Annotated in this window: 19 protein-coding genes and 3 pseudogenes; 8 read left to right on the forward strand and 14 right to left on the reverse strand. The window is 37.8% G+C overall.

The features are described from left to right. Positions 1-171 precede the first annotated feature (171 nt). The 3 genes and pseudogenes from MKZ15_RS11840 to MKZ15_RS11850 all read left to right on the forward strand — a co-directional run. Positions 172-527: pseudogene (locus MKZ15_RS11840) on the forward strand (cation:proton antiporter); the annotation flags it as partial. A 654-nt stretch (positions 528-1,181) separates the two neighbouring features. Continuing rightward, positions 1,182-1,745 carry a TetR/AcrR family transcriptional regulator gene (locus MKZ15_RS11845; protein WP_193416249.1) on the forward strand — a complete coding sequence of 188 codons (564 nt, stop codon included), beginning with the start codon at positions 1,182-1,184 and terminating at the stop codon, positions 1,743-1,745. A gap of 140 nt (positions 1,746-1,885) precedes the next feature. Continuing rightward, on the forward strand, positions 1,886-2,215 hold the full coding sequence (locus MKZ15_RS11850; RefSeq protein ID WP_204801148.1) for an antibiotic biosynthesis monooxygenase family protein: 330 nt from the start codon (positions 1,886-1,888) through the stop codon (positions 2,213-2,215). A gap of 607 nt (positions 2,216-2,822) precedes the next feature. On the opposite strand, the gene xerS is transcribed toward MKZ15_RS11850, so the two are convergent. From xerS to MKZ15_RS11880, 6 genes are all read right to left on the reverse strand, one after another. Further along, positions 2,823-3,893, reverse strand: a complete 1,071-nt coding sequence (gene xerS, locus MKZ15_RS11855; RefSeq protein ID WP_339816304.1) for a tyrosine recombinase XerS — start codon at positions 3,891-3,893, stop codon at positions 2,823-2,825. A 245-nt stretch (positions 3,894-4,138) separates the two neighbouring features. Further along, positions 4,139-5,644: a hypothetical protein gene (locus MKZ15_RS11860; RefSeq protein WP_339816306.1), complete on the reverse strand. Its 1,506-nt coding sequence runs from the start codon at positions 5,642-5,644 to the stop codon at positions 4,139-4,141. Between the two features lie 74 nt (positions 5,645-5,718). After that, positions 5,719-6,690: an AAA family ATPase gene (locus MKZ15_RS11865; RefSeq protein WP_339816307.1), complete on the reverse strand. Its 972-nt coding sequence runs from the start codon at positions 6,688-6,690 to the stop codon at positions 5,719-5,721. Positions 6,691-6,702: 12 nt separating this feature from the next. Continuing rightward, on the reverse strand, positions 6,703-8,688 hold the full coding sequence (locus MKZ15_RS11870) for a hypothetical protein (protein ID WP_339816309.1): 1,986 nt from the start codon (positions 8,686-8,688) through the stop codon (positions 6,703-6,705). After that, positions 8,675-9,361 carry a TnsA endonuclease N-terminal domain-containing protein gene (locus tag MKZ15_RS11875; protein ID WP_339816310.1) on the reverse strand — a complete coding sequence of 229 codons (687 nt, stop codon included), beginning with the start codon at positions 9,359-9,361 and terminating at the stop codon, positions 8,675-8,677. Before MKZ15_RS11875 ends, MKZ15_RS11870 begins: the two co-directional genes overlap by 14 nt. Positions 9,362-9,800: 439 nt before the next feature. After that, positions 9,801-10,121: a Mu transposase C-terminal domain-containing protein gene (locus tag MKZ15_RS11880; RefSeq protein WP_339816313.1), complete on the reverse strand. Its 321-nt coding sequence runs from the start codon at positions 10,119-10,121 to the stop codon at positions 9,801-9,803. Positions 10,122-10,257: 136 nt separating this feature from the next. On the opposite strand from MKZ15_RS11880, the gene MKZ15_RS11885 reads away from it, so the two are divergent. From MKZ15_RS11885 to MKZ15_RS11900, 4 genes are all read left to right on the forward strand, one after another. Next, complete coding sequence (locus tag MKZ15_RS11885; RefSeq protein ID WP_339816315.1) at positions 10,258-10,599, forward strand: helix-turn-helix transcriptional regulator; 342 nt, start codon at positions 10,258-10,260, stop codon at positions 10,597-10,599. A gap of 107 nt (positions 10,600-10,706) precedes the next feature. Continuing rightward, positions 10,707-11,540 carry a Ku protein gene (locus MKZ15_RS11890; protein ID WP_339816318.1) on the forward strand — a complete coding sequence of 278 codons (834 nt, stop codon included), beginning with the start codon at positions 10,707-10,709 and terminating at the stop codon, positions 11,538-11,540. An 856-nt stretch (positions 11,541-12,396) separates the two neighbouring features. Continuing rightward, the gene (locus MKZ15_RS11895) at positions 12,397-13,641 is read left to right on the forward strand and encodes an RES domain-containing protein (RefSeq protein WP_339816319.1); all 1,245 of its coding nucleotides are present in this window, start codon (positions 12,397-12,399) and stop codon (positions 13,639-13,641) included. A gap of 260 nt (positions 13,642-13,901) precedes the next feature. Beyond that, complete coding sequence (locus MKZ15_RS11900; protein ID WP_339816320.1) at positions 13,902-14,759, forward strand: hypothetical protein; 858 nt, start codon at positions 13,902-13,904, stop codon at positions 14,757-14,759. A 638-nt stretch (positions 14,760-15,397) separates the two neighbouring features. On the opposite strand, the gene MKZ15_RS11905 is transcribed toward MKZ15_RS11900, so the two are convergent. From MKZ15_RS11905 to MKZ15_RS11915, 3 genes are all read right to left on the reverse strand, one after another. Then, entirely contained in the window at positions 15,398-17,011 is a 1,614-nt protein-coding gene (locus tag MKZ15_RS11905; RefSeq protein WP_339816321.1) for a hypothetical protein, read from the reverse strand. Positions 17,012-17,251: 240 nt separating this feature from the next. After that, entirely contained in the window at positions 17,252-18,412 is a 1,161-nt protein-coding gene (locus tag MKZ15_RS11910) for an ATP-binding protein (RefSeq protein ID WP_339816322.1), read from the reverse strand. 611 nt (positions 18,413-19,023) lie between these two features. After that, positions 19,024-19,425: a hypothetical protein gene (locus tag MKZ15_RS11915; RefSeq protein ID WP_339816323.1), complete on the reverse strand. Its 402-nt coding sequence runs from the start codon at positions 19,423-19,425 to the stop codon at positions 19,024-19,026. Positions 19,426-19,882: 457 nt separating this feature from the next. Here MKZ15_RS11915 and MKZ15_RS11920 point away from each other — a divergent pair. Then, positions 19,883-19,996: pseudogene (locus MKZ15_RS11920) on the forward strand (SAM-dependent methyltransferase); the annotation flags it as partial. Positions 19,997-20,044: 48 nt separating this feature from the next. Here the strand turns inward: MKZ15_RS11920 and MKZ15_RS11925 are convergent. From MKZ15_RS11925 to MKZ15_RS11945, 5 genes and pseudogenes are all read right to left on the reverse strand, one after another. After that, entirely contained in the window at positions 20,045-20,335 is a 291-nt protein-coding gene (locus MKZ15_RS11925) for a hypothetical protein (protein ID WP_339816324.1), read from the reverse strand. A 581-nt stretch (positions 20,336-20,916) separates the two neighbouring features. Continuing rightward, a pseudogene (locus tag MKZ15_RS11930) lies at positions 20,917-21,051 on the reverse strand (four-helix bundle copper-binding protein); the annotation flags it as partial. 537 nt (positions 21,052-21,588) lie between these two features. Then, positions 21,589-21,786 (reverse strand): hypothetical protein, encoded by a 198-nt coding sequence (locus tag MKZ15_RS11935; RefSeq protein WP_193416246.1) that lies wholly within the window; start codon positions 21,784-21,786, stop codon positions 21,589-21,591. 1 nt (position 21,787) lies between these two features. Continuing rightward, entirely contained in the window at positions 21,788-23,191 is a 1,404-nt protein-coding gene (locus MKZ15_RS11940; RefSeq protein WP_339816326.1) for a HAMP domain-containing sensor histidine kinase, read from the reverse strand. After that, positions 23,178-23,894: a response regulator transcription factor gene (locus MKZ15_RS11945; RefSeq protein ID WP_339816327.1), complete on the reverse strand. Its 717-nt coding sequence runs from the start codon at positions 23,892-23,894 to the stop codon at positions 23,178-23,180. The genes MKZ15_RS11940 and MKZ15_RS11945 overlap by 14 nt, the downstream gene beginning before the upstream one ends.

A 23,894-nucleotide genomic window follows, 5' to 3' on the forward strand; every position in this document is an offset into this window, starting at 1 on the left:
TTGGAGGGGATATTTTTATGGTCTTACAATGAAAGGGAGAGAAAGACATGAGATGGTAGCCCGAAAGTATAAAGCAGATATATTTCATTCTTTGTCATAAAGGGGAAGAACCTGACTCATAATAAAATGGAAACAGGCGACATCTAAAAAATCGAAAGTTGGGACTCGGCTTTGGATATCGTCATCTTAATATTGGTGTTGTTAGTCTTAATTGGCGTTTCAAATGTCGTACATCGGTTCGTTCCGTTTGTACCCGTGCCACTAATTCAAATCGCACTCGGCGCGTTTTAGAACCCGAGTTATTTTTCCTGCTGTTTATATCGCCTTTACTTTATTACGATGGCGTCCATGCGCCGCGTTTTGAGTTATGGCGCCTTCGAAGACCGATTTTAGTGTTTGCACTCGGCCTCGTATTCGTTACTGTCTTTATCGTGGGTTATATCGTTCATTGGCTTATTCCATCTATTCCACTCGCAGCGGGATTCGGATTGGCCGCTATTTTGTCGCCTACTGATACATTGGCGGTCACAAAAAATGATTCCAAATTGTCGAAACGATCACAAGGAGACGAAATGCAAATTCGAATTCAAGCACTAAACATTGAACGCAATCATATACGCATCCGAATGGAAAACGGCACGATTACGCGAGAACAAGCTGAAATCTATTATAGAATGCTCGGCAAAACGGAACGCATGTTGACCAATCAAACGTCCATTGTTAAGAGGCTATCAATGATTTGGAAGCAGGTACTGTCACTTTTCGCGATGGGTTTACGAGCCAAGCAGCCTTCGGACTTCATTAATATCAGCGAAAATCCCGAGATATGGGGTCTGAAAATTCAATGTTCCCAAGCAGTTGTCAGTGAGCTTTCAGTGCAGTGTAAGCGAAAAAGCGATGACGCGACAGAAACCGTATTGGATTATTATAGGACTCTTTTAGAAGAGTTACGCAAATTTGTCATAGGTGCACAACGAAAAGACAAAAATTATGTTCAACACAGAAGGGAGCTTCACTGGATTGCCGTGCAAGCCGAATGTGATGCAGTACAGATGTTATTTGAAAATGGGGATATTAACCGCGAATTTGCTTCTTATTTACGAAAAATGATCCGAAATCGCGAATCGACACTGTACGAAATCGAGGAAATGAGTTTACAATAAAGTTTAAGAGGTGGGGATATGAGCAAAAAGCAAGATATTATGACGGCCACACTCGACTTGATTCACGAAGAGGGGCTGCAGTCTGTAACTTTTTCTAAATTATTCAAACGTGCGAACGTCGGATCGGGCACGATCTATAACTATTTCACAAACAAAGAAGACTTAGTAAATGAGGTATACAGAGATTCACGTTTAAAAATGGGTGAATTTCTTATTCAAGGTTATGATCCTAATGCAAGCCTTTACGAACGATTTAAGTGTCTTCAAATGAATCGATTGAAATTTGGTATGCATTTTCCAAAGAATTTTTTATTTATCGACAGTTATTCCTTTTCTCCTTATATATCACCTGAACTGCGCAATCAGGATGATGATTATCATTCCAGTAAAATCATTCAGGATTTGATCGTCGATGGTCAAAGACAGGGCATAATCAAAGAAATGGATTCACATCTTTGCCATCAGCTGATCCACGGTATCATTTCTTCGATTTTGAAAGGATACTTTGTAAATAAATACCCATTAAACGAACTGCAAATTCAACAAATAATCGAGGCATCATGGAAAGCAATCCTCATTTAAAAGAGACCACTGTACACAAATATGTACAGTGGTCTCTTTTGTTAGTTGGCCACAGACTCTTGGACGAATGTTGTTCATGCATATTTCAATCCTTAAAGGATCAACCTATATTATCTTTGTAATGTAGGAGGGAAATAAACATGACACAAATTAATGCAAATGAATCAATTCTGACTTTCATTAATGTATTCAAAGTAGAGCCAGAAAACCAACAGCGTGTTATCGAGCTGTTGACTGCGGCAACAGAAGGTTCCGTTAACTCTGCGCCTGGATTTATTTCTTGTGCATTACACAAAAGCATTGACGGCACGAAAGTCACGATGTACGCGCAATGGAAAAGCTTGGAGCATTACGAAGCGATGCGTAACGATCCAAGACCGTTGCCATTTTTTAAAGAAGCTTTGACAATCGCAACATTTGACCCAGGCATGTACGAAGTAGTAAAAACGTTCGATTTTACAGAAGCTTAATTCAGTAAGGACATTGAGGCCGGTTATGGGTCAAGTATGAGCAAATTTACTAATACTTGACCGTGACCATAAACATATTTGGAGAGGATTTAAAGATATTATGCGTAATAGAAGGATACTGAGGGTTGTGTGGGCAGTGCGAAACGCAGATTAATTGCTTTTTTACTGCAAGAAAGGGAACAGAAAGGGAACTTATAAAAAACTAAGCAAAAATTGAGCTATATGGTGTTTGACACTAAACTTGTCGGATGGCAAGAATATTATCTCTTAACAGGCCGCGAATCAATGGAGTAATGGAATGGGATAAATCCATGCCCAACGTGGGTAGAGTTACTGCTTCTCAACATGGTCGGCAAGTTCCTCGATATGAAACGCTTATTTGTTCTTTAATTAGCAGCGGAGCAAGCAGAGGGTTATGGGGAGAATGTCCCGACAATTGTGTCATTTATGTCTGGACATTTGTGTCGTTAGACAAGTAATTCAAGAACAACTAGGGCTGAAAATCGGTTTGATTACATATGTACAAAATACGGGTTTTGTGAAAAAGTCGATGCTGAAAGACCGCTGGAACCACTTTGGTTGCTTCCGACGGTCTGTTGCTTCTGTTCTACTTGTCCATATTATTAACTGCTTTGCGCATTTCCTCATCGGTTAAGTGCGTGTAGATCATCGTCGTCTGAATGGACGAATGGCCCAATTGATTCCTCAGACGCGGCACGTCATTGTTCTCCTGATGATAACGCGTTGCGAAGGAATGCCGTAGCGAGTGAACCGTTAAGGCCGGTTTACCGTAAGCCGTTGCGTATTTCTCGATTAGTTTCTCGATTGATCTAGGCGTTAACCGCCGGTTTTTGCCTTTGCGTCCGATTGGCGCTGCCAAAAACAAGTACGTTTCTGACTTCTCCGGTTTATACCGAGCTTCGCGAACTTTGATATAATTATCCAAATCCGCTTTTGCTTGTTCGCTAAAATACACGTATTGTTCTTTGTTGCCTTTGCGGATGACCCGTACCAAACCTTTGTTCATGTCGAGATCTTCCAGGTTGATGCCGGCGACTTCCGATAAACGTAATCCGGATCCAAGAATCAATGAAACTATCGCCGTATCACGCTCGCGATTAAATTCGTGAAACTTATATAGCCGCTTGTTGTCGCGGTTTTGCGCCCCGAAATCGTAAGCCACAAACTGCCGGAATAGTTCAAAATCGTCCGCCCGCAGGATTTTGCCTTCAATCCGATTAGCGATCGTTTCCTGGGTTTCTTTCATGGCATTAAATTCTATCTTGGCCATCACATTACGTTCGAGATAAGGCTTGAGCTCAACGGTTTCGGCTTTGTTTTGCAAATAATCGAATAACGACTTAAGCGCAGACAGCTTCCGGTTGATCGTCAACTTCGAGTTGCTTAGTTGATATTCCAGGAACGTCAGAAAACTTTCGATTTCACGAACAGTCAGTTTCTCAAGAACCGACAATTCAACTTCTTTGCGGTTAGGAGCAGCAAAACGTTCAGCCACGAGCCAATCAAAAAAGATAATATAATCGTGGCAGTAATTTAATAGCGTAGTGTGCGAGAGCTTGCGTTTGCGTGTGTCTATGTATTCAGCAACATACCAGGGTAAATCCGTTAATTTCTCATCGATGCGGCTCATATAATGCGATTTCGTAATTTTATCCATTCGAACACGCACCTCCTGATTCTAGAATAATCCATATATATAATTTCGTCAAATTATTATTTTACGTAATAATGAAATCGAGTATGAATTGCATCCAATCACTATAATAATTTGTACTTGTCGGACGACAAGAACATACATCGTTAAAAGACAAGAACATACATCGTTAACCGATAAACCGCCTTGGTAAGTGTTTAGTTAGTATCTAACGCATTTTTTCAATTTCGTCTTTATCAGCTTTCCTGTTAGAAATTTAAGAAATTGAACCGACTGATGTAATTGTCTACATAATAAAGAAGATTTTTGTTCTCAACACTCGGGTTCTCGAATAACTTTATTGCATTTTGCAAAGGTAAGTAAGAATCCATCTCTCTGATTTTTTTACGTATTTTTTTTGTTTGATTTGGGCAGCAGCTATTATTTATTTTTGATAACCCTGTCCCCCCTATCTGTTGTGGTAACTCATGACAGATAATAGTATTTATATGTTTATCCATAATATTAATTTTAAATGCAATTCTCGGGAAAGAATTATCCTTCATGCGGACTATTTGTCTCCAACCTGGTACCGTCATATTTTCACTAAATTCTATTGCCAAATTTAGCCACTCGTGAAAGAAATTCAAGCAAAAATGAGCCGTTAATTTATTCATGATATAGTTCAGTTCAATCTCTGTAGCATTAGAATACTGTCTCACGAATTCATTTAATAAAGTATGTAATTCTTCTTGTATTAGTTTTGTTGGGACTTCAAATCCCTTGCGCGGAGGATCACCAATATCACACCCGCGATTGGTACGATAAAAATAATTCAGAGATAAAATACTCTTTCTCCAAAATATATAAGCATAAGCATATGGACAGATTGCTGGGAATTCCTTGCCTTCCTCTTTTTTTAGCTCCGACAACTGTTTGATGCAATGTCGATGCCCTATTAAATAATGGTTTAACAAATATTTTTCTATCGACCTAAAAATATTTTTGTTTTCAAGGTAAATTCTGGTATATATGTCTTGTTCACTAGATATTATTTTTTCTTTAGTCATTTGTGATAACCGATCACGGTAAAAGTGGGTGCTCGGTTTAACTTTAAACATATCCATATTAGCGTACTTAGGAAGAAACAACCACTTTTCTGCTAGGTCCGTGTTTTTGAATACCTTCAATTTCTCAAGAGCGTTATGAATGAGTGTATCGTAATTCTTGTCCCATTCTCTCCATCTTCTATGAGCAAAATCGGCTAACATATATCCGCATTTGCATGTAAATGGACTACTAAGTCGGCTATCACTAAAAAGAAAAGGAATCTGAGTTTGACAACTTGGGCACTTATCAAGCAAAGGGGTATTGTGTATTAGGCATGTATTTAGTAGGGTAAATTGGTGAAACCAAGAATGGTAACCGTCACCGATACAACTTTCGCACCAACTTAAATGTCCATTGAACCAATTCTTGTTTGGTATCCTGAAGTTGTTAAGTGGTAGGGTTAGAGAGGTTATATTTACATTATTCATGTGGACTAGATTTGAACCTAGTATGTTACTCAGCTTAACATTGTCAAAACCACTTAAATTGAATAGATCTTTCCACTTATTTCCGATAACAGAGCCTTTAAGCTCTTGGACTTCCTTGATCCCAATTGATCTTAGTAAGTCGTTTCGTTCAATACTATTTGCAAAAATAAATTTTTCAAGAATGGTCCAAGGAGTTTCATAAGGCTTTATCCATTCAGTTCTCCATACTACGTTCATTTTTGACTTGCTCCTTTCTGATGTGTTCCCCCTCTCACTACCCATGAATGAATTAATGAGAAACTTTGCAGTCATCACGCCAGTGCCATGTAAATTTCCGATTCAATGTACCCCGACATTTTAATGGCATGACGCCAGTGTTCCTCGTTTAACCATACACACTGATTCCCATGTGTACCATTAATCTTCAAGGCATTCTCAATTGTATAGGCGAAATATTCCATTGGGATTTCAAACTCATTCGCTAAACCGTACTCCTTTCTCAGATCAACGAACAATCTGTAAATTGTTGAGGCGGTGTGTTCAAGTCTTTCGCCATTGGAATAACCTTCCGGAAAGAAGAAACGAGTGTAACTCCAGCCACTTTTCTCTGGATACTCGGATATTTCAGGTGAATCAAAGCACTTTAATATCAATTGCATTTCTTCGGTTTTTTTGATTCCATAAAAATGATGCTCGTGGGTCATAAACCGACCGATGATCTGTGATTTTTTCTGCTCTAAAAAGAATGTTCTGCGTGATAGAAGCTCTTCTTGCCCTACAGATATCACTGACATGCTCACTTTTTCACGGTCGAGCTCGTTATAAATGTCCATTAACCAGTTAAAGTGATACTCTGTTAATCGATGGGCTTCATCCATGACCAGAATAATTCGCCTCATTCTTGATCTCTCTGCTTTCTCTAGCATCAAATTGACGATCTGTCTTCTCATCTCAGACGGTTTCCTTCTGGAAGGAAACGGAAATTTGAAATCCGCAAGTAGATCCTGAAAGAATTTTTCTTCACTTGGTATACGATATGAATTGGTGTTTGCCATTAATATAGGTAATGGCGCACCAACCTGGGAAGGTAAATTTTCAATAGCAAATTTTACAGCAGATGTTTTACCTATCCTTGGTCTACCGTAAACAATCATCCCGGGGATACGGTTTTCAACGATTCTAATCATGCTCTCCATTAGACGGACAACTTCTTTTGTTGGTAAGAGGTAGTGACCTACTTCAATGGGATGCGTTCCAATCATAATTTTAGGACGTTCTAACACTGCTTTTCCCTCCTAAAAGGAATGTGTTTTTAACTTAGACAACATCTTCTGATAACGGTCCATTTCGTTCACTTGCTGAACTCTGTCTGACAACTCCCGAGCCTTCTCAAGCGCTGCATTTTCCTTTTCGGCTGCCGCTAAAGCCTCTGCTTCCCCATCATCTCTTCCCGTCTTTCGATTATTCTTTGCTACTTCCTGTACGTTTGTTATTTTGTTACTGGCTCCTTTTCTTCCCTTTCTGGCTTTGTTCATTAGATACTCTGTATAAATAAACACAGGATCATCCCAAGTCGTATAATGAATTAACTTTCTGTGTACAAGAGAATTTATTGCTTTTCTCGTTTGTAAAGAATGTGGTGTGAATGACCACTTTCCCACCGCGGTCAAATAACCGAATTCACTTCCATCCTCTTCGTATGCTTTGATTGTGCGAAGATCATCAACATTTACGTGTAATAATAATTCTTGACCTATTAAATGTGCTGAGTTCGACAGTTTTTCACTACGATATTCCACTCCTTCGTATTGTACATACGGTTTTTTTCCAGATTGATTAGATCCACGAATTATACGTTTGATTTTTGTGTGCATGAATAACACTTCCGAACGATTATTTTCGTTTAGCTGATGGGGATACAACCCTTTTTGAAGTCGTTTGCCCAATAATTCGAGTGGTGACTGATGGTATATTCCGCCGTGCGGTGTTCCGTTGTAATTAGAAATCATAACATCGATCATTTCCTTTAAGTGATCATATGTTATGTTCCATTTAATCGCATTTTCTTCCGGGTTCGTTCTGCGAGGATCATCTGGATTACTTCCTGTGGTATTAGGTAATCTGTGGAACCCCGTTTCCTCAAGAATCTTGAAAAATCTTTCAATTATCCCCCTTCTCATTGGGAGATCAACAGGACCGAGATTTATCGTGCAACCCACCAGGTTCTTGAGTCTATCCTTTACCAGGTTCGCTAAATGCGATTTAGCGTTATCAAAACAAATTACGTCCCATACAGCCCATTTTGTTTCCGGATATACTTCAGAAGGGTACCCACCAATATCATGGTAAGTTAATCCATCGATCGTCAGATTGATCTTCTCATGAGGCATTATGCAATTTCTCACGCAATGCATGACATCGGCTGCGCTATACTCTTTGTTAAGACTAATGGCATATCCCAAAATAATACGGGTAGCCACGTCAATTATTGTTAAGATCCAGAACCGATCAAGAACTACCGTTACATCATCTTCCTCAGGTGTCTTTAAATTAATGACGAAAAAACCATCGATCCTATGGGCATCAAATTGTACCTTTTGATACGGAGTTAAAGTTGATGGATGGTTCTGTTCTCCTTCACCAGTGTTCTTCGCCTTTTGTACGGCATCATGTCCGTAACGAGATACTGACTTCCCAAAATATTTGCTAGCAAGACGATTCAAATATCGTTCAAGAGCCCTGTATCCCATATGTTTAGTGTTAAATGGGTACTCAGATAGAGGAATATCTTTTTTACGACAAGCATCGATCATTTTCTTATGGATACTCTTTGTCCTCATGGCTGGTTCTAAAGTTCGACGGTGCCTACCTAAGAACAGTTCATCAATTAAATCCTTAATATCAGGGAATCTCATGAGTAACATTGAGAATTCGCCAGATTTCCGAGATTTATTTCGTTTCGTATTCATCGGATTTAATTCATAAGGCTTAACTTTCTTATAAGGAATCAGGGCACGAAATCCCAAAACAACGCCATATTCATCAAGACTCATGCAACGTTTTATTACACGACGCAAGGTTTGAGGGTCCACTCCAGTTTCTTGATGTATCTCAGCCATACTGGATTTACTCTTAAAGTACATCATTACTGCTTGCTTTCTTTTTATAAACAGTAGACGATGTTTCTCATTTAAAGAAAGTTCGTCTACTGTTGGCCATAACTCTGGGTTGGTTTGTTCCGTTAGCAACCCTTCTTTTTCATATACTCTAAGTCTGCTCATTTCTCCACACCTCCATTTCGTTGCTCCAGATTTGCATATCGAGATTAGCATCGATTTTTCCCTCGTAATAAAGCCAATGACACGCCAATTGAATCTCCAAGCTTGTAAATTTAGAACTTAGTTCATCGGCGAGTTTTGATATCGACGTTCTTACTGTGATCTTGTCCAAAATTTGCTCTAGGTGATCAGGTTTTTTTTCATTTGAGATCGTCGACAAAATCTTTAATTGGTTTTGATTTCTAAATCGATTTGGTCGGATTTGTTTCTCGGTACGCACTTCGTGATGCACTCCTTCTTGCTTACACCACTCGCGTTGAGCCTCAATTTGCCTCATCGTTCGTTCATATTTACTATGCTTTGGATTTAGTTCAGCCTCATACTTTACTTCAATGAACGTAATCTTGCCGTGTTTTGAAAGAGTCCACATGTCAAATATTGATGTGAATCTTTTTTCATTACATACATACGTGATCTCCAGTGGTTGTTCACAATACGTACTTACACGCCAATCTGTCTCTGTTTGAAGCCAATGATCAAACTCCAAATCACTATACAAAATAACATCTCTATATCCTACCTTTGGTCCTCGGGCGTTCCAATAGTTATTGCCATACCGTTTATTGCGTGGAAGTACGATAGGTTGATACTGCCTATCTTTAGTTCCGAATGACATTCTTGTCCTCCATTCCAGAACAATAAAAAGCTTCTTTTCGGCAAATTTTCACTTGCTAAGTAAATATCGAAGATGATTATATAAATCCTATTTAAACTCTTGTATTGCCAAAATGTTTCAATTTAAAACAATCAATAATCTTTAATCTTTCAGAGTCTATTTCTCTATTAATCTGGTAATACTAGACTTAATAGATTAACGAGAGGAGTTCAAATGATGGACAATAATACTTGCTATAAGGAGATCGGTGATTTAATTCGCATCAACAGAGAGAAACTTGGATATACCCAAGAAGCCTTATCACTGATAATTTCTCTCTCCAGATCAACCATAGCTAACATTGAAGTCGGACGCCAACCTGTAAGAATTCATTACTTATACCGCATTGCTGATGCATTAAACATTTCTATACATGATTTACTCCCCTAAAAAGTGAGCGTTACTCGTACTTTTTTTGATTTAGCCTGTTCTTTAGAGCCTGTAGTGCCTCATAATAGATAGCTTGAAATTCAGGATTCATATTTCGTTCGCTTAGACTAATTTCATTGGCTTTTGATATTTGGTATTGATGTATTAAATAAATGTAAGAAGTATCATCAGTATCGTATAGTACGGGAACTCTCCATTCTCCGTTATTTTCTGCTTTTTCGAACCATCCTTGTTGCATCATTAATGGGTTTGTATAAAATATCTTGTTAAACTTCAATCCTTTTGAAGTTACATATGCGATACTTGAGTTTAAATTATCAATAATATTCACTTTAATCACCTCACTATTTACTATAGACAAACCAACGATAAATGATACGTATAAATATCAAATATAATAAATGATGCTTTTGCATAGATGTATCGCATCTTCCCCATTGTATACACTTACATCAAGAGGTGTAACAATGGAAACTTCCATAATGATAAAGATCGGGCAGCGTGTTCGCGACATTCGAAAGTCTAAAGGGTTGTCCCAAGAACAACTCGGTGAAAAAGCCGGTTTTCACTTTTCATATATAGGCGGCGTTGAGAGAGCTGAGAAAAATATTACCTTAATCAATTTAATCAAAATTGCTAATGCATTAGGGGTTCCTGTAATAGATCTCTTTTCTTACACCAAGTATCAAAAGTCTGTATTAAATGAAAAAGATATAATGTTAAATCAATTAATGGATGTTTTGATAGGTTTGAAAAAGAGTGACTTAAGAAAGATTCAACTTTTTTTGGATGAGTTTTTTGAAAAATAACTTTCTAATGTTTAAGTTTTGTCAAACCGCAGTCCCAAACTAGGATTGCGGTTTATTTGATTGATTTTATGGGAATGACTTCCTAATAAACGTTAGGAGGTTTTTCTATGCATACTATTTGGAAAGGTTCTGTTAGTTTTGGATTAGTTCATGTTCCTGTAAAACTTTACGCGGCTACTGAGGATAAAGAAATATCCCTTCATATGCTTCATCGTAATTGTCATGTTTCTATAAAAAATCAAAGGTATTGTCCCATTTGCAACGTCTCGGTTGAACACGAAGATATAGTAAAAGGTTATCCAATCGATACGAATCAATATGTAACTTTTGAGAAAGATGAATTAGAAAAGATTCAAGGTGTATCAAGCAAAAGAATCAATATTATTGACTTTATTAAAGAAGATCAAATTGATCTGATGTTTTCTCAGAAAGCATATTTCCTAGGGCCAGATACACATGGAAATAATGCCTATAACTTGTTTCTAAAAGCGCTCGAAACCTCTAAACGGTTAGCTGTGGGTAGATTGACTCTCCGTTCGAACACAAAATTATGTGTAATGAGAGCTTTGGATGGGAAATGTATACAATTAGCGACGATGCATTATGCTAATGAGATACGTAAAGTAAACAGTGTTCCTAATCTCAGTGATAACACTTCTGTTGATGATACTCAGCTGAAATTAGCCCTACAAATTATTAAGGGGATGGCAGGAAAAACAGATTTAAGTACTCTCTCCAACCCTGAGCAAGAAAGGTTACAGGCTGCAATTCAATCAAAAATCGTGGGACAGCATTTTTCATATAAACAGGTACAAGAAGATGAGATGGTTATAGATCTGTTGGAGGCACTTCAGCAAAGCGTAAGTATTAATAAGAGTAATTCCAAAAAACAAAGTCAGGCTTCACTTGTTAAAGGAAATAGGAAAGAAAAATTAGGATGAAGGAGTACCACTATTGGTACTCTTTTGATCTTAGTACCATTATTTTATCGTATCTGCTCTTCGTAAAACTTTTCAATCTTCACTTTGTGTTCCGGTATTAAAAAGGGCGTTCATTTATTTCTTTCGCGGTCATTAATCATTGTCTATGCCTACTAATTTTGATTTTATATCCAATAAGGTACCGCCTTACATAAAGCTGCGAGTCTAGTTTAGGGATGTTTAACCAAATTTCTTCTGGATCGCGTCCATAGTATGATCTAATTGGCGTTCTTCCGTGCCGTCATCAAGTAAATCAAATTGTGTGACATCATCATCTTTTAAAATTATCAGTGATACATGGATGTTCCGCACTGCACGCCTTCTGTCATTTTCAAAAAAGAACTCCTTGCATACCTGGAATACCTTTTGGGTAAGATTTGCTTCTGAATGGATCGTCCGCCTAGTTATATATATATATATATATATATATTGGGCACACTCTAACCGACTTGTTAGTTATCTTATTTTCATTCAGACAATCGGCTCAAATGATGATGTGTGAAGTAGTTCTCGTATCATTATCTACCCCTCCAAAAAAATCAGGAGTAAATCCCCTTCAATTCTGTCTATTCAAGCCGACCTTGCTTTTTCCTCCGTTCTCCTAACTTTTTTTTATCCGCAAAAAAGATTATTCTAAAAGAAAGATATCGAATGATAGGAGATGATATCTTCTGCAATTACAGTCTAATCTTCTGTTTCTTTACTCATTATTTATTTTCGTAAGAAATAGTATGACTCACTCTGTAACATGTAAAAATGAGCTGAATAACTGCACACTTCAAGCTACAACATCAAAAAAATTTGAAAGGTGTAAAGTATGTACATAAATTTAAATTGTCCCACCTGCTTTACGAATAATGAAGAAAGATCTATAAGGAAAGCGTTACTAGGCACTGATAAAATTTACCTTGAAGCTTACTTTGATAAAGCAACAGATTATGATGATTTAATATGTCAATGCGGGAAGGAAATCAAACAGGATAGTTTTTATATTCAAAGCGAAAAAATAATGGAAATATCATTTTTAACACTTTCAGAGTCTGTTTCGAAAAAAATTGAATACTGTAATATCTGTGAAGGAGCAATTATTGATCATATTTTGTATGAGAATGACCGTGGTAGGAGTGAATATGATCTGTCTGAGCAAGATATAAAGGATCTAGAGAATTTGGGTACACCAATCCCCTTGTTAATTCCTGGCATATTATCACACAAAACAACTAATGAACTTATAGCTATGCTTTCATGTCAGAACTGTGGATTTGGATTTAATAAGTATGACTCAGATTTACTAGTTAATCATAGTGAGTTCACTTTTTATGATGATGACCGGGCCTTTACTAAGAAAGAGATCAATTATTTACACGAACGTCTAAACTATTTTAAGTTAAGAGATTTTGCATCAGATTACGGCATTACTTTTAAGGAAGAAGATTTAATTGAATTTCGGTATTATCTACAAAAACATCCTTTATTGGGCTTTAAGCATCCTGTTGGGCAACAGATCTACAAACTGCTTCAAACCCATTTTATTGAGAGACATTATGAAGTATTAGAGCCAGGTGTTATTGTGTTTCGTGGTCGTACAATATCCAAAAGTGCAATCAATTACGAGCCAAATGAGATGTGGAATCCTCCTCAGACATGGGCTAGTCATGGAAGGTATAATCCAGTAGGAAGTTCAGTATTGTATTGTTGTAGTAAAGAAGAATACATTCCTTTTGAAGTTAACCCGACTAGTAAACAAGACATTTGTATAGCACATATCCACATAAAAGAAACCTTGACAATGTTAAATGTCGATAGACTACTGTTCAGATTTAATAGTTTGATCAGAGAGATTTCTGATGTTGATGGTGTTTATAATGATAACTATGCATTGACAAATTATATCGCAGATTGTTGTAAGGAAATAGGTTATAACGGAATCCAATATAGTGGTGTTAGAGGAGAAGACTATCATAATTACGCATTCTTAAGTTTCAATAAAGCTGAAGATATGTCGATAGTTTATATTAATAGACAGGAAATTGGTCTTCAGTACAATATTATTAATCAATAGCTTAAGCATAAAGATTCTTTGATTATACACATAACATACTGCACGTTCTCCTACTACAGCGGCGAGTTAGTTTCAAAACCATTACAAAAAATTTTAATCCATTTCCCTCTAACCTTTTTCTTTTGAAACCAAAATAATGCCTAAAGTTTTTAGACTGGGAATATAGTTGTAGACTGAGAAAATAAAGTGTTAGACTGACTGAAAGCTTTAGTGAGTTTAATACCGATGTTTCACTTAAACAAGAACAAGAGAGGTGCTTTATGGGAGAATGGGCAAAACCTAATGATTTTTCTGCTGCCTTTAGATTAACTAGTTCGAAATATGCTGATGCCTTTTTAGATAAAGGAACAATCAAATTCAACACCCCTCAATCGTGGATTGATTACTCAAAAAAATATGGAGATGGACGAGGGGATAGCTATGAGGGAACCCTGGCATTTTGTGATAGCTTAGATGTTGAACGTATTTCTGAATTAACTCAAAAATATGAGTCTAGCTGCATCTTAAATCTTAATACCAGACCATTACTCAAGGAAGTAAGCGGAAGCCGACTATTTATGAAAGATAAACGAAGTTTAGAGTTGCCTTGCTTTTGTGTGTACATCATGAAATACAGCTTGTTCCCTTGTCCTGATGGTGAGGGTCAACACAGGGTAACCGCTAATATACCAGCTTCATATTTTAGAGATTTCTCAGATAACTCTTTACCGGAAGATATTGAAAAGAAACCATTAGAAGACCAACCTGCATTGATAGTTATTAACAACTTTGGGGAGTTTAAGAATAGATTGTATAAAGCATTGAGGCAACTTGGTTTAGAAGATACTGAAATAATTATTGGGAATGTATCATATGTTGATTTTGAGAAACACGGTCCTTATGGTTGGATGGATTTTGGTGTCAATGAATACCCTAAAGAATTACTGCTAAAACACATCCGCTTTGCAGAGCAAAGTGAAGCACGAGTGATCATTAAAACTAATAAAAAGGAAGTTATTGAGCGTCTACACGTTGCTCCAATAGATTTAGGTTGCATGAAGGAGATAGCACAAGTCCATAAAGGGTACTTGCATGAAGGTATTCGTGTTGAAATGACAGTAGACATATATGAAGAATAAATTTGAAATTCTCATTCATTTTATCCTGGTTTATGCAGATGAAAGCATTTATTGTTCAAAATGAAATGATGACAGTCTAGAACCTCATATCCTAGTTTTTGGCTGTCGACTTTTCATATTTTAGAGTTAGTCTAACCCTTGGTTTTCAAAAACGGGCAATTTCCCTATGTCAATACCGTGTAAATACAACAAACTAAATACTTTATTTTCTCCTGCCAGCATTCACTACCTCCCCCCACCACCTTACGTCGGCATAGATATAGCGAGAAATCAATTATTGACCAGCCGGGTTCACGTCAGGGTATCGGTGGGAATGCTATTCACACGTTTAAATCATTTTACAATTATTATAAAAGAGCCTATTAAGAAATCATCGGCTCTTTTATTTGAGTTATCTCTAAGTTCAGATTTTATTGTGAAAGCTCTAACCCTCAGTGTTCTACACTCCGGTTGTTACGACTATCTTTCATTGATGCCTCTCCCATCTAAACTTAAAATGTTCACCTAATCTCGTATCATGTTTATTCTTCATGCTTTCACCTTGATGTTACTCTCGCATATATCACGGCAAGGACCGTATTTCGTTAGTGAATATAATACAGCTATCGGGTTCATCCCAAACTAAGTACTGCGTTCGGTCACTCAGCCCCGTACCATTCTTCCCCCACAAGGATCTTTCCAAAATCGATTGTATGGTGTAAAAATTTTTGGTTTATGTAACTAAGCCTTCTTCTCGAATAAGAGCCTTTTAATGCAAAGTTCTTAAATGACGAATATGGTGCAAGTTTATTCTTATTATTGAGGATCCTAAAAATTGGTTTAGCTCCTTTATTCGACAAGATCGCTAGCAACCATTCGTATTCTTCAATATCAAGATGATACAAACCTTTAACCGGCACGCCAGATAAAGTCATAACTTCATTATAAATTTCACTAATCTGAGGTGGAAGTGCAGTAATAGTAGCTTGAGTAACTACCATTAAATAAACCTCATTTACTCCATGGACAACAGGATGACTTTTCTCATATAGCTTTTTCATACAGTTATGTAATTGCTCTAAAGGATGCTTAATCATATTAATTAAGTCAGACTCAATGGTATCAGGATTACTATTTATTAATGAATCTAATTTCGGTCGTTTACTTTTTGCTTCTATCACAAGTAATTTATCTCCTAGCCTTATCATGCAGTCAGGTGATTTATCATTACCAAAACTAAATTCTTTAATTAGCTCATAACTAATTTGAGATTCGCGTGTAGCTTCTTCAGTAATTCTCTCGACATATTTTTCAAAACATCTGCCAATGAAACTTATTATTTGAGTATTATCTTTTGAGAAGCACTCTCTTATTTTAAAAAAGAGTTGGTTATAGATTTGTTCATACAAAAAGCTTAAACTGATGGAAAGAAATATCCCATTGTCTAATCTCAATAAGGGCTTTTCTCGAAATAGCTGAAAGTTCCAACTATTGTCTATATTTTCAAGGGACCAGTTTTTTATTGTATCTATATCGACTGACAAACTCATTAATATAGATTCTATTTTCTCAATCGGGGAAAATAAAGAGAACTTTTCTAAATTTATGCCAGCTGAAGGAGATATTATTTCCCTTTTGTTAATAAAGGATGTTAAAATTGCAAAAATTATTGCCACGAATTCCTTAATACTATACCCGTATTTCTCCATAAAGGCTCTACTTATGTCTATATATTCTTTACTATTAAATAAATGATCTTCCTTCGATATTTCATCATAAATTACACAAGCTCTGGCCATGGAAGAGCCGACATCTTGTTGAGAGTTAAAGTTCATGTTACTGAAGAAATCATAAACTAGATCCTTATTGTCATTAACATCATACAAATAATCGGAAATAATCAGGTGTAAATATAGAATCAAGTTTATTCCATGATCAATATTGATTTCGTCATTAATTTTGTCAAAGTCTCCATAAACGAAAAGCCATTTCCAAATAGTTAATAACCCCTGGGGAGTATACAGAATACGATCCTTATATTTTTCTAGAATAAAAGTGGAGTTCGGTATATTTAAAGTTATATAGGAGAAATAGTTTTTTCTTATTCTAGCATTTTCAATTTCGATAGAATTTAATTGAGAGAGAATTGTGAAAATACCACCAAGAGGTAGAGCTTTAATAATTTCGATCAATCTTCCTTTGTCATACTTCTGTCCGAATATATCGCTATAAGTTGCATACACCGCAATAGGATCCACAACATTTTTGTTCATAAATGTTCTTCCCCTTCCATTGCAAAATTCGTTGAGTCTTTTCGAAATAATAATTGTTATGAACTCGAGTACAATTGGATATTACTAAATTAACAAGATAACAACACATAACCAAGGTGCTGGTAACATCTTTGGCTTTCTAAATAGTTTTTGTCTTGTTGTAGGTGTAGCCAATGAGAAATAGACTGTATCCATTAATTACAGTCTATTTCATTATTAATTACTATCTCCGGGAAGAAACTATATAATATTAGTCTGTTGTCGAAACTCAGTAAGCATCTTGTTTAGAACTTTCCCTATTTTTAAGCGTAACATAATTTGTTCCTGTCGACGTTTAGTATTAGAATCGATCCATGAATACTTTCCATCTAGTTCAGCTATTCTATTCAAAAAATCGTCTTTACGATGGTGTACGTAATCAAGAAAAATATCCTTCTCAAAGGCATCCTCAAATAAAAGAACAAAGTCGAATAATCGCTTTCTAGCATACCTCTGTTCGTGATCCTCTTCATCAAATAAAAATTCATTCAATTTGTAAGCAGGACTGTCCTTGATAAAATACTTTAGTGCATAATCAGTATGAGTCCTTAAATCTCCGAAATTGAGGAATTCCCATTCAGGTGCAGGTGTGAAATATCTTCCACCATCGAGAATGACTATTTGTTTTTTAAATAACTGTGTTCCAAAATGTTTGATGCTCAACATTTTGTACATAGTTGACGAGTTAGTCATAGCATAAGCGTAAAATTCGGGAAGTAGTTCAGGTCCCTCATCATCGTATTCAAGTGTGATGGTAAACTCAGGATTATACACATTGTAGTATACATTGTCATCCAATTCCCATTCGCACCTGTTTTCAATACGTTTCATGATCTGTTGGAAGGGAGATCTCGTCATTAAAAATCGCTTCTTCCAGAGGTATTCGATATTGTTGATATCTGCACTTTTATCAATATCAGTATTCGTGTCTCCGACGCGCGTATAAATATGATAGGCTCGAACTCTTCTTCCTACATTAGGGAAGTCTTCGGTTAGAAAGTAAGGCGTATCCGTACTATTTTTAATAACCAAAACATCAACTTCATGATTTTCGATCCTAACCGTTCGCATTTCTACTCGAGGACGAACACCAGAGACAAACTTTTTGTTCTTTAGAAAGTCTATCATCTGTTGCTGATTCTTTCGGTTCTCATCGTTCTCAACACCAACTACTTCGAAGGTTTTATCAGTTATGCCAAAAATAATATATGCATCCCTATCAACACGGTTATTAGCCATACAAATGATATCATGTAGCAGGTCACAAGCACTTGAATGGAATTTTTCTTTAAAGTCCCAGTAATCGTCCTCTCGCATTGAACTAATTAATTTGAGAATTTCCTCCCTAAGTTCAAAACTCATTTTAGCTCACACCCTTTGATTTCGTTGTTCTCCATTAAGATTAACCTACAACCATGACACGCCTAAATTCCAATGATAGTCTGCTTAATTCGACAAACTAACTGTCTAATCCTTCCAATATCTGCAAAAGTAATTACTGTGCAGATATGTTGCGATGGAAATATCAATCCAGTAAACATTCACAACACCAATTACTTAATTGATAATCCTATCAATCACGGTTAATGATATATGTTCTTGTCAAATTCGGCTAACGATGTATGTTCTTGTCGCAGGCTTTTGACAAGAACATACATCAATAAAACAAAAAAAGCCGCAGTTACGCGACTTTTAAGCATATATGTTCTTGTCACCCGACAGGAACACATGTTCGCAAAATTAGGATTTTGTACATATGTTAATAAGAAGATAGCAACCCATCGCGTTATGTATCGTCTTCTTTTATTTAATCTAATTGTTCCCCAACATCTACATTTTAGACACGTCCAAAAAACCCTTTCAGTCCGGGTGATTATGTTCTTGTGTCGCGATATCATTAAAATAAAAAAAGCCGTAGCTACGGCTTTGGCTTTTTGTTTTTCATTTGATAATTACTTTATGAACTAATTGATCTACTTGTTAAGACTATCCTTGAACAGTTTTGCTGCTGCTTCGGGTTTTATTGCATAAACATTGCTTGCTTCAGCATGTGCATAACCATTCGTTTGTGATGCTTTTACATATGCATGAACTGTTCCATCAACTGGATTATTATTTGCCCAACCACACTCTGCTACGTCACCTGAATGCCGATCGGTCCTAAATTCCCCGCTGAACCGCACATAACCATTAGGTACTTGAAATGGCCAATCATCTACTTTACGATTTGTTTGTCCTGGCAGGCTAGTTGCTGCAGTTAGTGAAGCAGAAGTAGCTCCGTTGGGCATCTGTAATGGACCAACCATATCACCAGTTCTTAACAAATTCAATATGATACTACTTAAACCTGGAGCTTCGACTGTAATATTATTCATGATGATTGTCCTCCTGTCTGTTTGATCGTATTACAGTCATATTGTGTGTTCGAGATTGGAAAAGATGCTTGTTGATTTATGGAAATTAGCTAAAGATTTTATATGTGAAGGCAGCATCCATAGGCTGCTATTTATAATGACCCCCGATCTTTTGTGACCGCTCCTTGGCTTGCGCAAAACGATATCGCCGTGGATCCAAAACGGTCTTTAATTGAATCGACCGCCTCATCTAGTGCTATCGCTTTTACCTCGTCTTCAAACAGCGTCAACTGGACGCAGCATTATCAACTAGATTCCCAAGGCTAATACCTATTCTTCTCACCGGCAACCAAATATCTCCTTTTGCTTATGGTACGGTTCTCTACGCCTCTGACTTTGTCAGCTTCATGTAGCGTCTTCTGACGCGCTCGAGCTAGATCTCCGATCATTCGTAGGCCTTTTCGAGCCTGTCATGTGTGAACTCATTGGAGAAGTTAATGGCAAGATGATTTTAGATTAAGGCTGTGGGGATGCCAAATCCTCAAGGGATTTGTTTGAGTTAGGCTGTGAAGAATATATTGGGATTGAAGGACGTCCGCTAGCTACGTTTTTTATATGTCTATTAGAAGATAGCAACCCACTAACAGTTAAGATTTAGGGCATACTTTTTATTTTCTTCCGATATATCAAATACGGTTACATCTGCGCCTAACAGTGCTAATGGGACTGCTTTTCTTCCATTTGAACCACAAAGATTAGCAATCTTTTTTCCTGAAATCTGCTCAAAATACTGCTTATGTTTTTTCAGCTGTGCTTTGGGATTATCCAATATTTGTTTTGCCTTATCCTTAGGAGAACCATCTCGTCTGTTCCAAAATTCATATGCTCGATGTTCCCAAGCTATTTTATTTTTAGCACTTTGTTCATTCATATTTGCCGAATCTCCCTTCATTATCATTTATTCTGATATCAAGAAACCGCATACAAATATTTAGTAAAATTCATAATACCATTTATTGGAACAATATGCCACATCATTGCGCTTGAAGGTCGCTCAACTTAACAGATACGATAGGAAGTAATTTATTTAGAGGGTACGTCAAAATTTGACGCACCCTGTTCAAACCTACTTTTTCCAAGATTTTTGAATGCTTATTTCTAGTGATAATCGTATGAGTAGACCGTTCATATGGCTTGATAAAATGGTGACGGGCGGTGTGTACAAGACCCGGGAACATTTTTAGCATCTACGAACTCATAAATGATAATTCCTATCAATCACGGTTAATGATATATGTTCTTGTCAAATTCGGTTAACGATGTATGTTCTTGTCGTAGGATTTTGACAAGAACATTGATCGATAAAACAAAAAAAGCCGCAGTTACGCGACTTTTAAGCATATATGTTCTTGTCACCCGACAGTACTTCTATCCACCCACGTTAGGATGGTTTCGCATTAAAACCAGACGAAAACCCTAAAACCCGTTTCTGTTGGGCTTTAGGGTTCTTAATTATGCAGCCATCTTACGGCAGGCTTCGGCACATCTAAAACATGCTTCCGCACATTGTTGGCAATGCTCAGGTTCATGCTTTTTACATTCGTTTCCGCACGCTTCACAAACCTCCACACAGACTTTACAGATCTCATCTGTTTACCATTAAGAATGTTTATTCAAGTCAATGGATCCGATAACAGAAATCTCAACAATGAGGTCGATGCTTATGTAACATAAGTCAGAAAAAAGATGAGCCCCCTGCCCTGCTTCTGTTTCATAAACCAGGTAATCCTGTTTCTCCAGATGGGCCTTAATTACGTGAAGAAGGTTTAGTTCATCATCGACAATTCATGTTTTGGTTTGTCCCATACGAATCCTTTCAAAAAAAAGACAAGACCTCACGCAACTCGCGAGGCCTGTCAGGATTTTAGCATTAGAAGTTCATCATACTGTTGCCCCATCGTGTGTTGTTCATCATACCCGTCGAGGTGTTGCCGCCATTACTACCATGGCAGCTATTATACATCCCTCGGATTTGTTCCTCAGAGAGATCCGGGTGCATTTGTTTCGCATACGGCAACATTTGTTCAAAGGTGCTTGGGTTCCTTGCTTTACCGCTATCGTCGGTACCGTTATCGGTAGTAGCCGCATATGCACCTGCAATTCCTTAATTATTCAGGGTCAGCATCAAGGCTTCTTCTTTTGCGTCAACCAATAGATGATACCCATAATCGCAGCTACTCCCATCATGGCTAAGCAAGCCTTACCAATGGAAAACCCCATTTGAAAAAAGGATATACCGCGGAAAGAGGAAGCCGAAATGACTAAGCATGACAGTCCCATAGCCACGAACAGAATTACGATAAACCAATCCGTCTTCTTCATATTAGTCCCCCGGGTAACCTGGTACGAATCGGAGTTCAAATCTAGTTCCTTGGCCCAATTTGCTCGAAACTAGGAGTTCTCCTCCTTGCAATTCCACTAACTTTTTAGCGATGGGCAAACCGAGTCCTGTCCCCCCGTGCTGTCGCGATCTGGATTTCTCGACTCGATAAAAGCGCTCAAAAATGTAAGGAATCTCGTCTTCGGGAATTCCAATCCCCGTATCTTCTACTGCTAAATAAACATAGGTGTTGTTTTGATCCAGCTCTAGAGTGATACTGCCTTTCTCCGTGTAACGCACGGCATTTTCCAACAGGTTCAGAAGAACTTGCTCCATCCTCAGACCATCTCCGTAAATGAGAGCAACATGAGTGTTAATTTTAGTACGAAGAGTTAAACTCTTTTCACAGGCTCTAAGCATAATCTTTTGAACAACGTTGTCCGCGATTTCCGTTAAGTCAATCCATTCCAGGGATAAGCTGACTTTACCTTCTTCCATCTTAGCCAAATCAAATAGATCATCAACAAGGTGCTGCAAACGAACCGCCTCTTCATGAATTATACCTAGATATTGGTCCTTCTCTTCCTCAGATTCATAGAGACCCTTCTTGAGAACTCGCGCATATCCTTCCAGGTAGGTGATCGGAGTTCGAAGGTCATGGGATATGTTCGCGAAAAATTCCTGCCGCGTATCTCTATACCGCTGAAGTTCGGTGGCCAAATGATTGATCGAATCCGCCAATATACCAATCTCATCATCACGTCGAATCGTTAATCGCGTTTCTAGATGACCTGCGGCAATGTTCCGAGTGGCCACTTGCATTTGTAGCAGCGGGCGGGATAGGATTTTGGCGATGATCCATGTGATTCCAAGTGCCAACAGAAAGGCACCCAGGCCAGAGAGGATCAATACGCCGCGAACGGCCGAAATGGATTCATCCATATGCCGGGTCGAAGAAAGGACATACACCGCAGCCTTAATATTAACGCCTGTGGTATCCAATACGGGTCTGGCAGCCACGAAGTAACGTTCTCCATTAACATCGGTATGTTCACGTTTTACGGATTTTCCGGTAAATAATAGTTTCAGGTCCTTGGATTTAATGAAAGTTCGGTCCGATTTTTCATAGGGCCCGGAATTTGCCAATACCTCTCCTTGTTCAGAAACAAACAAAATACTAACGTTTGAAAAATCGGCAAACTTGAGCAGAGTCTCTTCAGACAACATCTCAGGCGATTGGCTCATCGCTGTGAAGTGAGTCGTGAGTTCATCTACCTCTGTTCTCATTTCAGAGTTATAGAAATTTGTGAACATTCGATCAATCGTGAATCCTAAAGAGAGAATCACGACAACAAAAGCGGCGAGAATCATGAAACCAAGCCTGAAGCCGATTTTATTCCTTTTCATTTGACATACTCGCTCCGTTGAACTTATATCCTACGCCCCACACGGTCTGAATCGGATTGTAACCGAGTCCCGCCTTTTGTGTCTTCTCCCGGATATTCTTGATGTGCGTATCTACGACGCGAATTTCCCCCTCGTATTCGGTCCCCCAGATCAGATTTACCAACTCTTCGCGGCTGAACGCACGTTGTACGCTTCTCGCGAGCGAGATGAATAAATCAAACTCTTTCTGTGTGAATTCAACAGGATGATCATGAATGAATACTTCTCTACCCTCTGGTAATATTCTCAAATGGCGGAACTCGATAACAGGCTCTGGCTGCTTAATGGATTGCGTAATCGTCGAACGGCGGATTAAAGAATAGATACGGGCAAGTAACTCCTCCGGTTCAAACGGCTTCGTCAAATAATCATCCGCACCAATGCCTAACCCATAAACTTTGTCTTTTGTCTCCGAACGCGCGGTGAGCATCAGAATGGCTACATGATCTCCCTCCCGGATTTTTTTGCAGACTTGCCACCCGTCCATATCCGGCAGCATCAAATCCAGCAGAATAATGTCGAAATGATGGTTAGCCGCTATCTCCAAGGCTTCATTCCCGTTAGTAGCTTCTTTGACCTCAAACCCTTCTCGCGTTAAATAGATCCGCAATAGATTGCGCATATTCCATTCATCGTCTACAACAAGAACCTGTAGTTTGGGCAT

Origin of the sequence: Paenibacillus sp. FSL R7-0216, assembly GCF_037969915.1 — a bacterium.
GTDB classification, from domain to species: Bacteria; Bacillota; Bacilli; order Paenibacillales; family Paenibacillaceae; genus Fontibacillus; species Fontibacillus rhizolycopersici.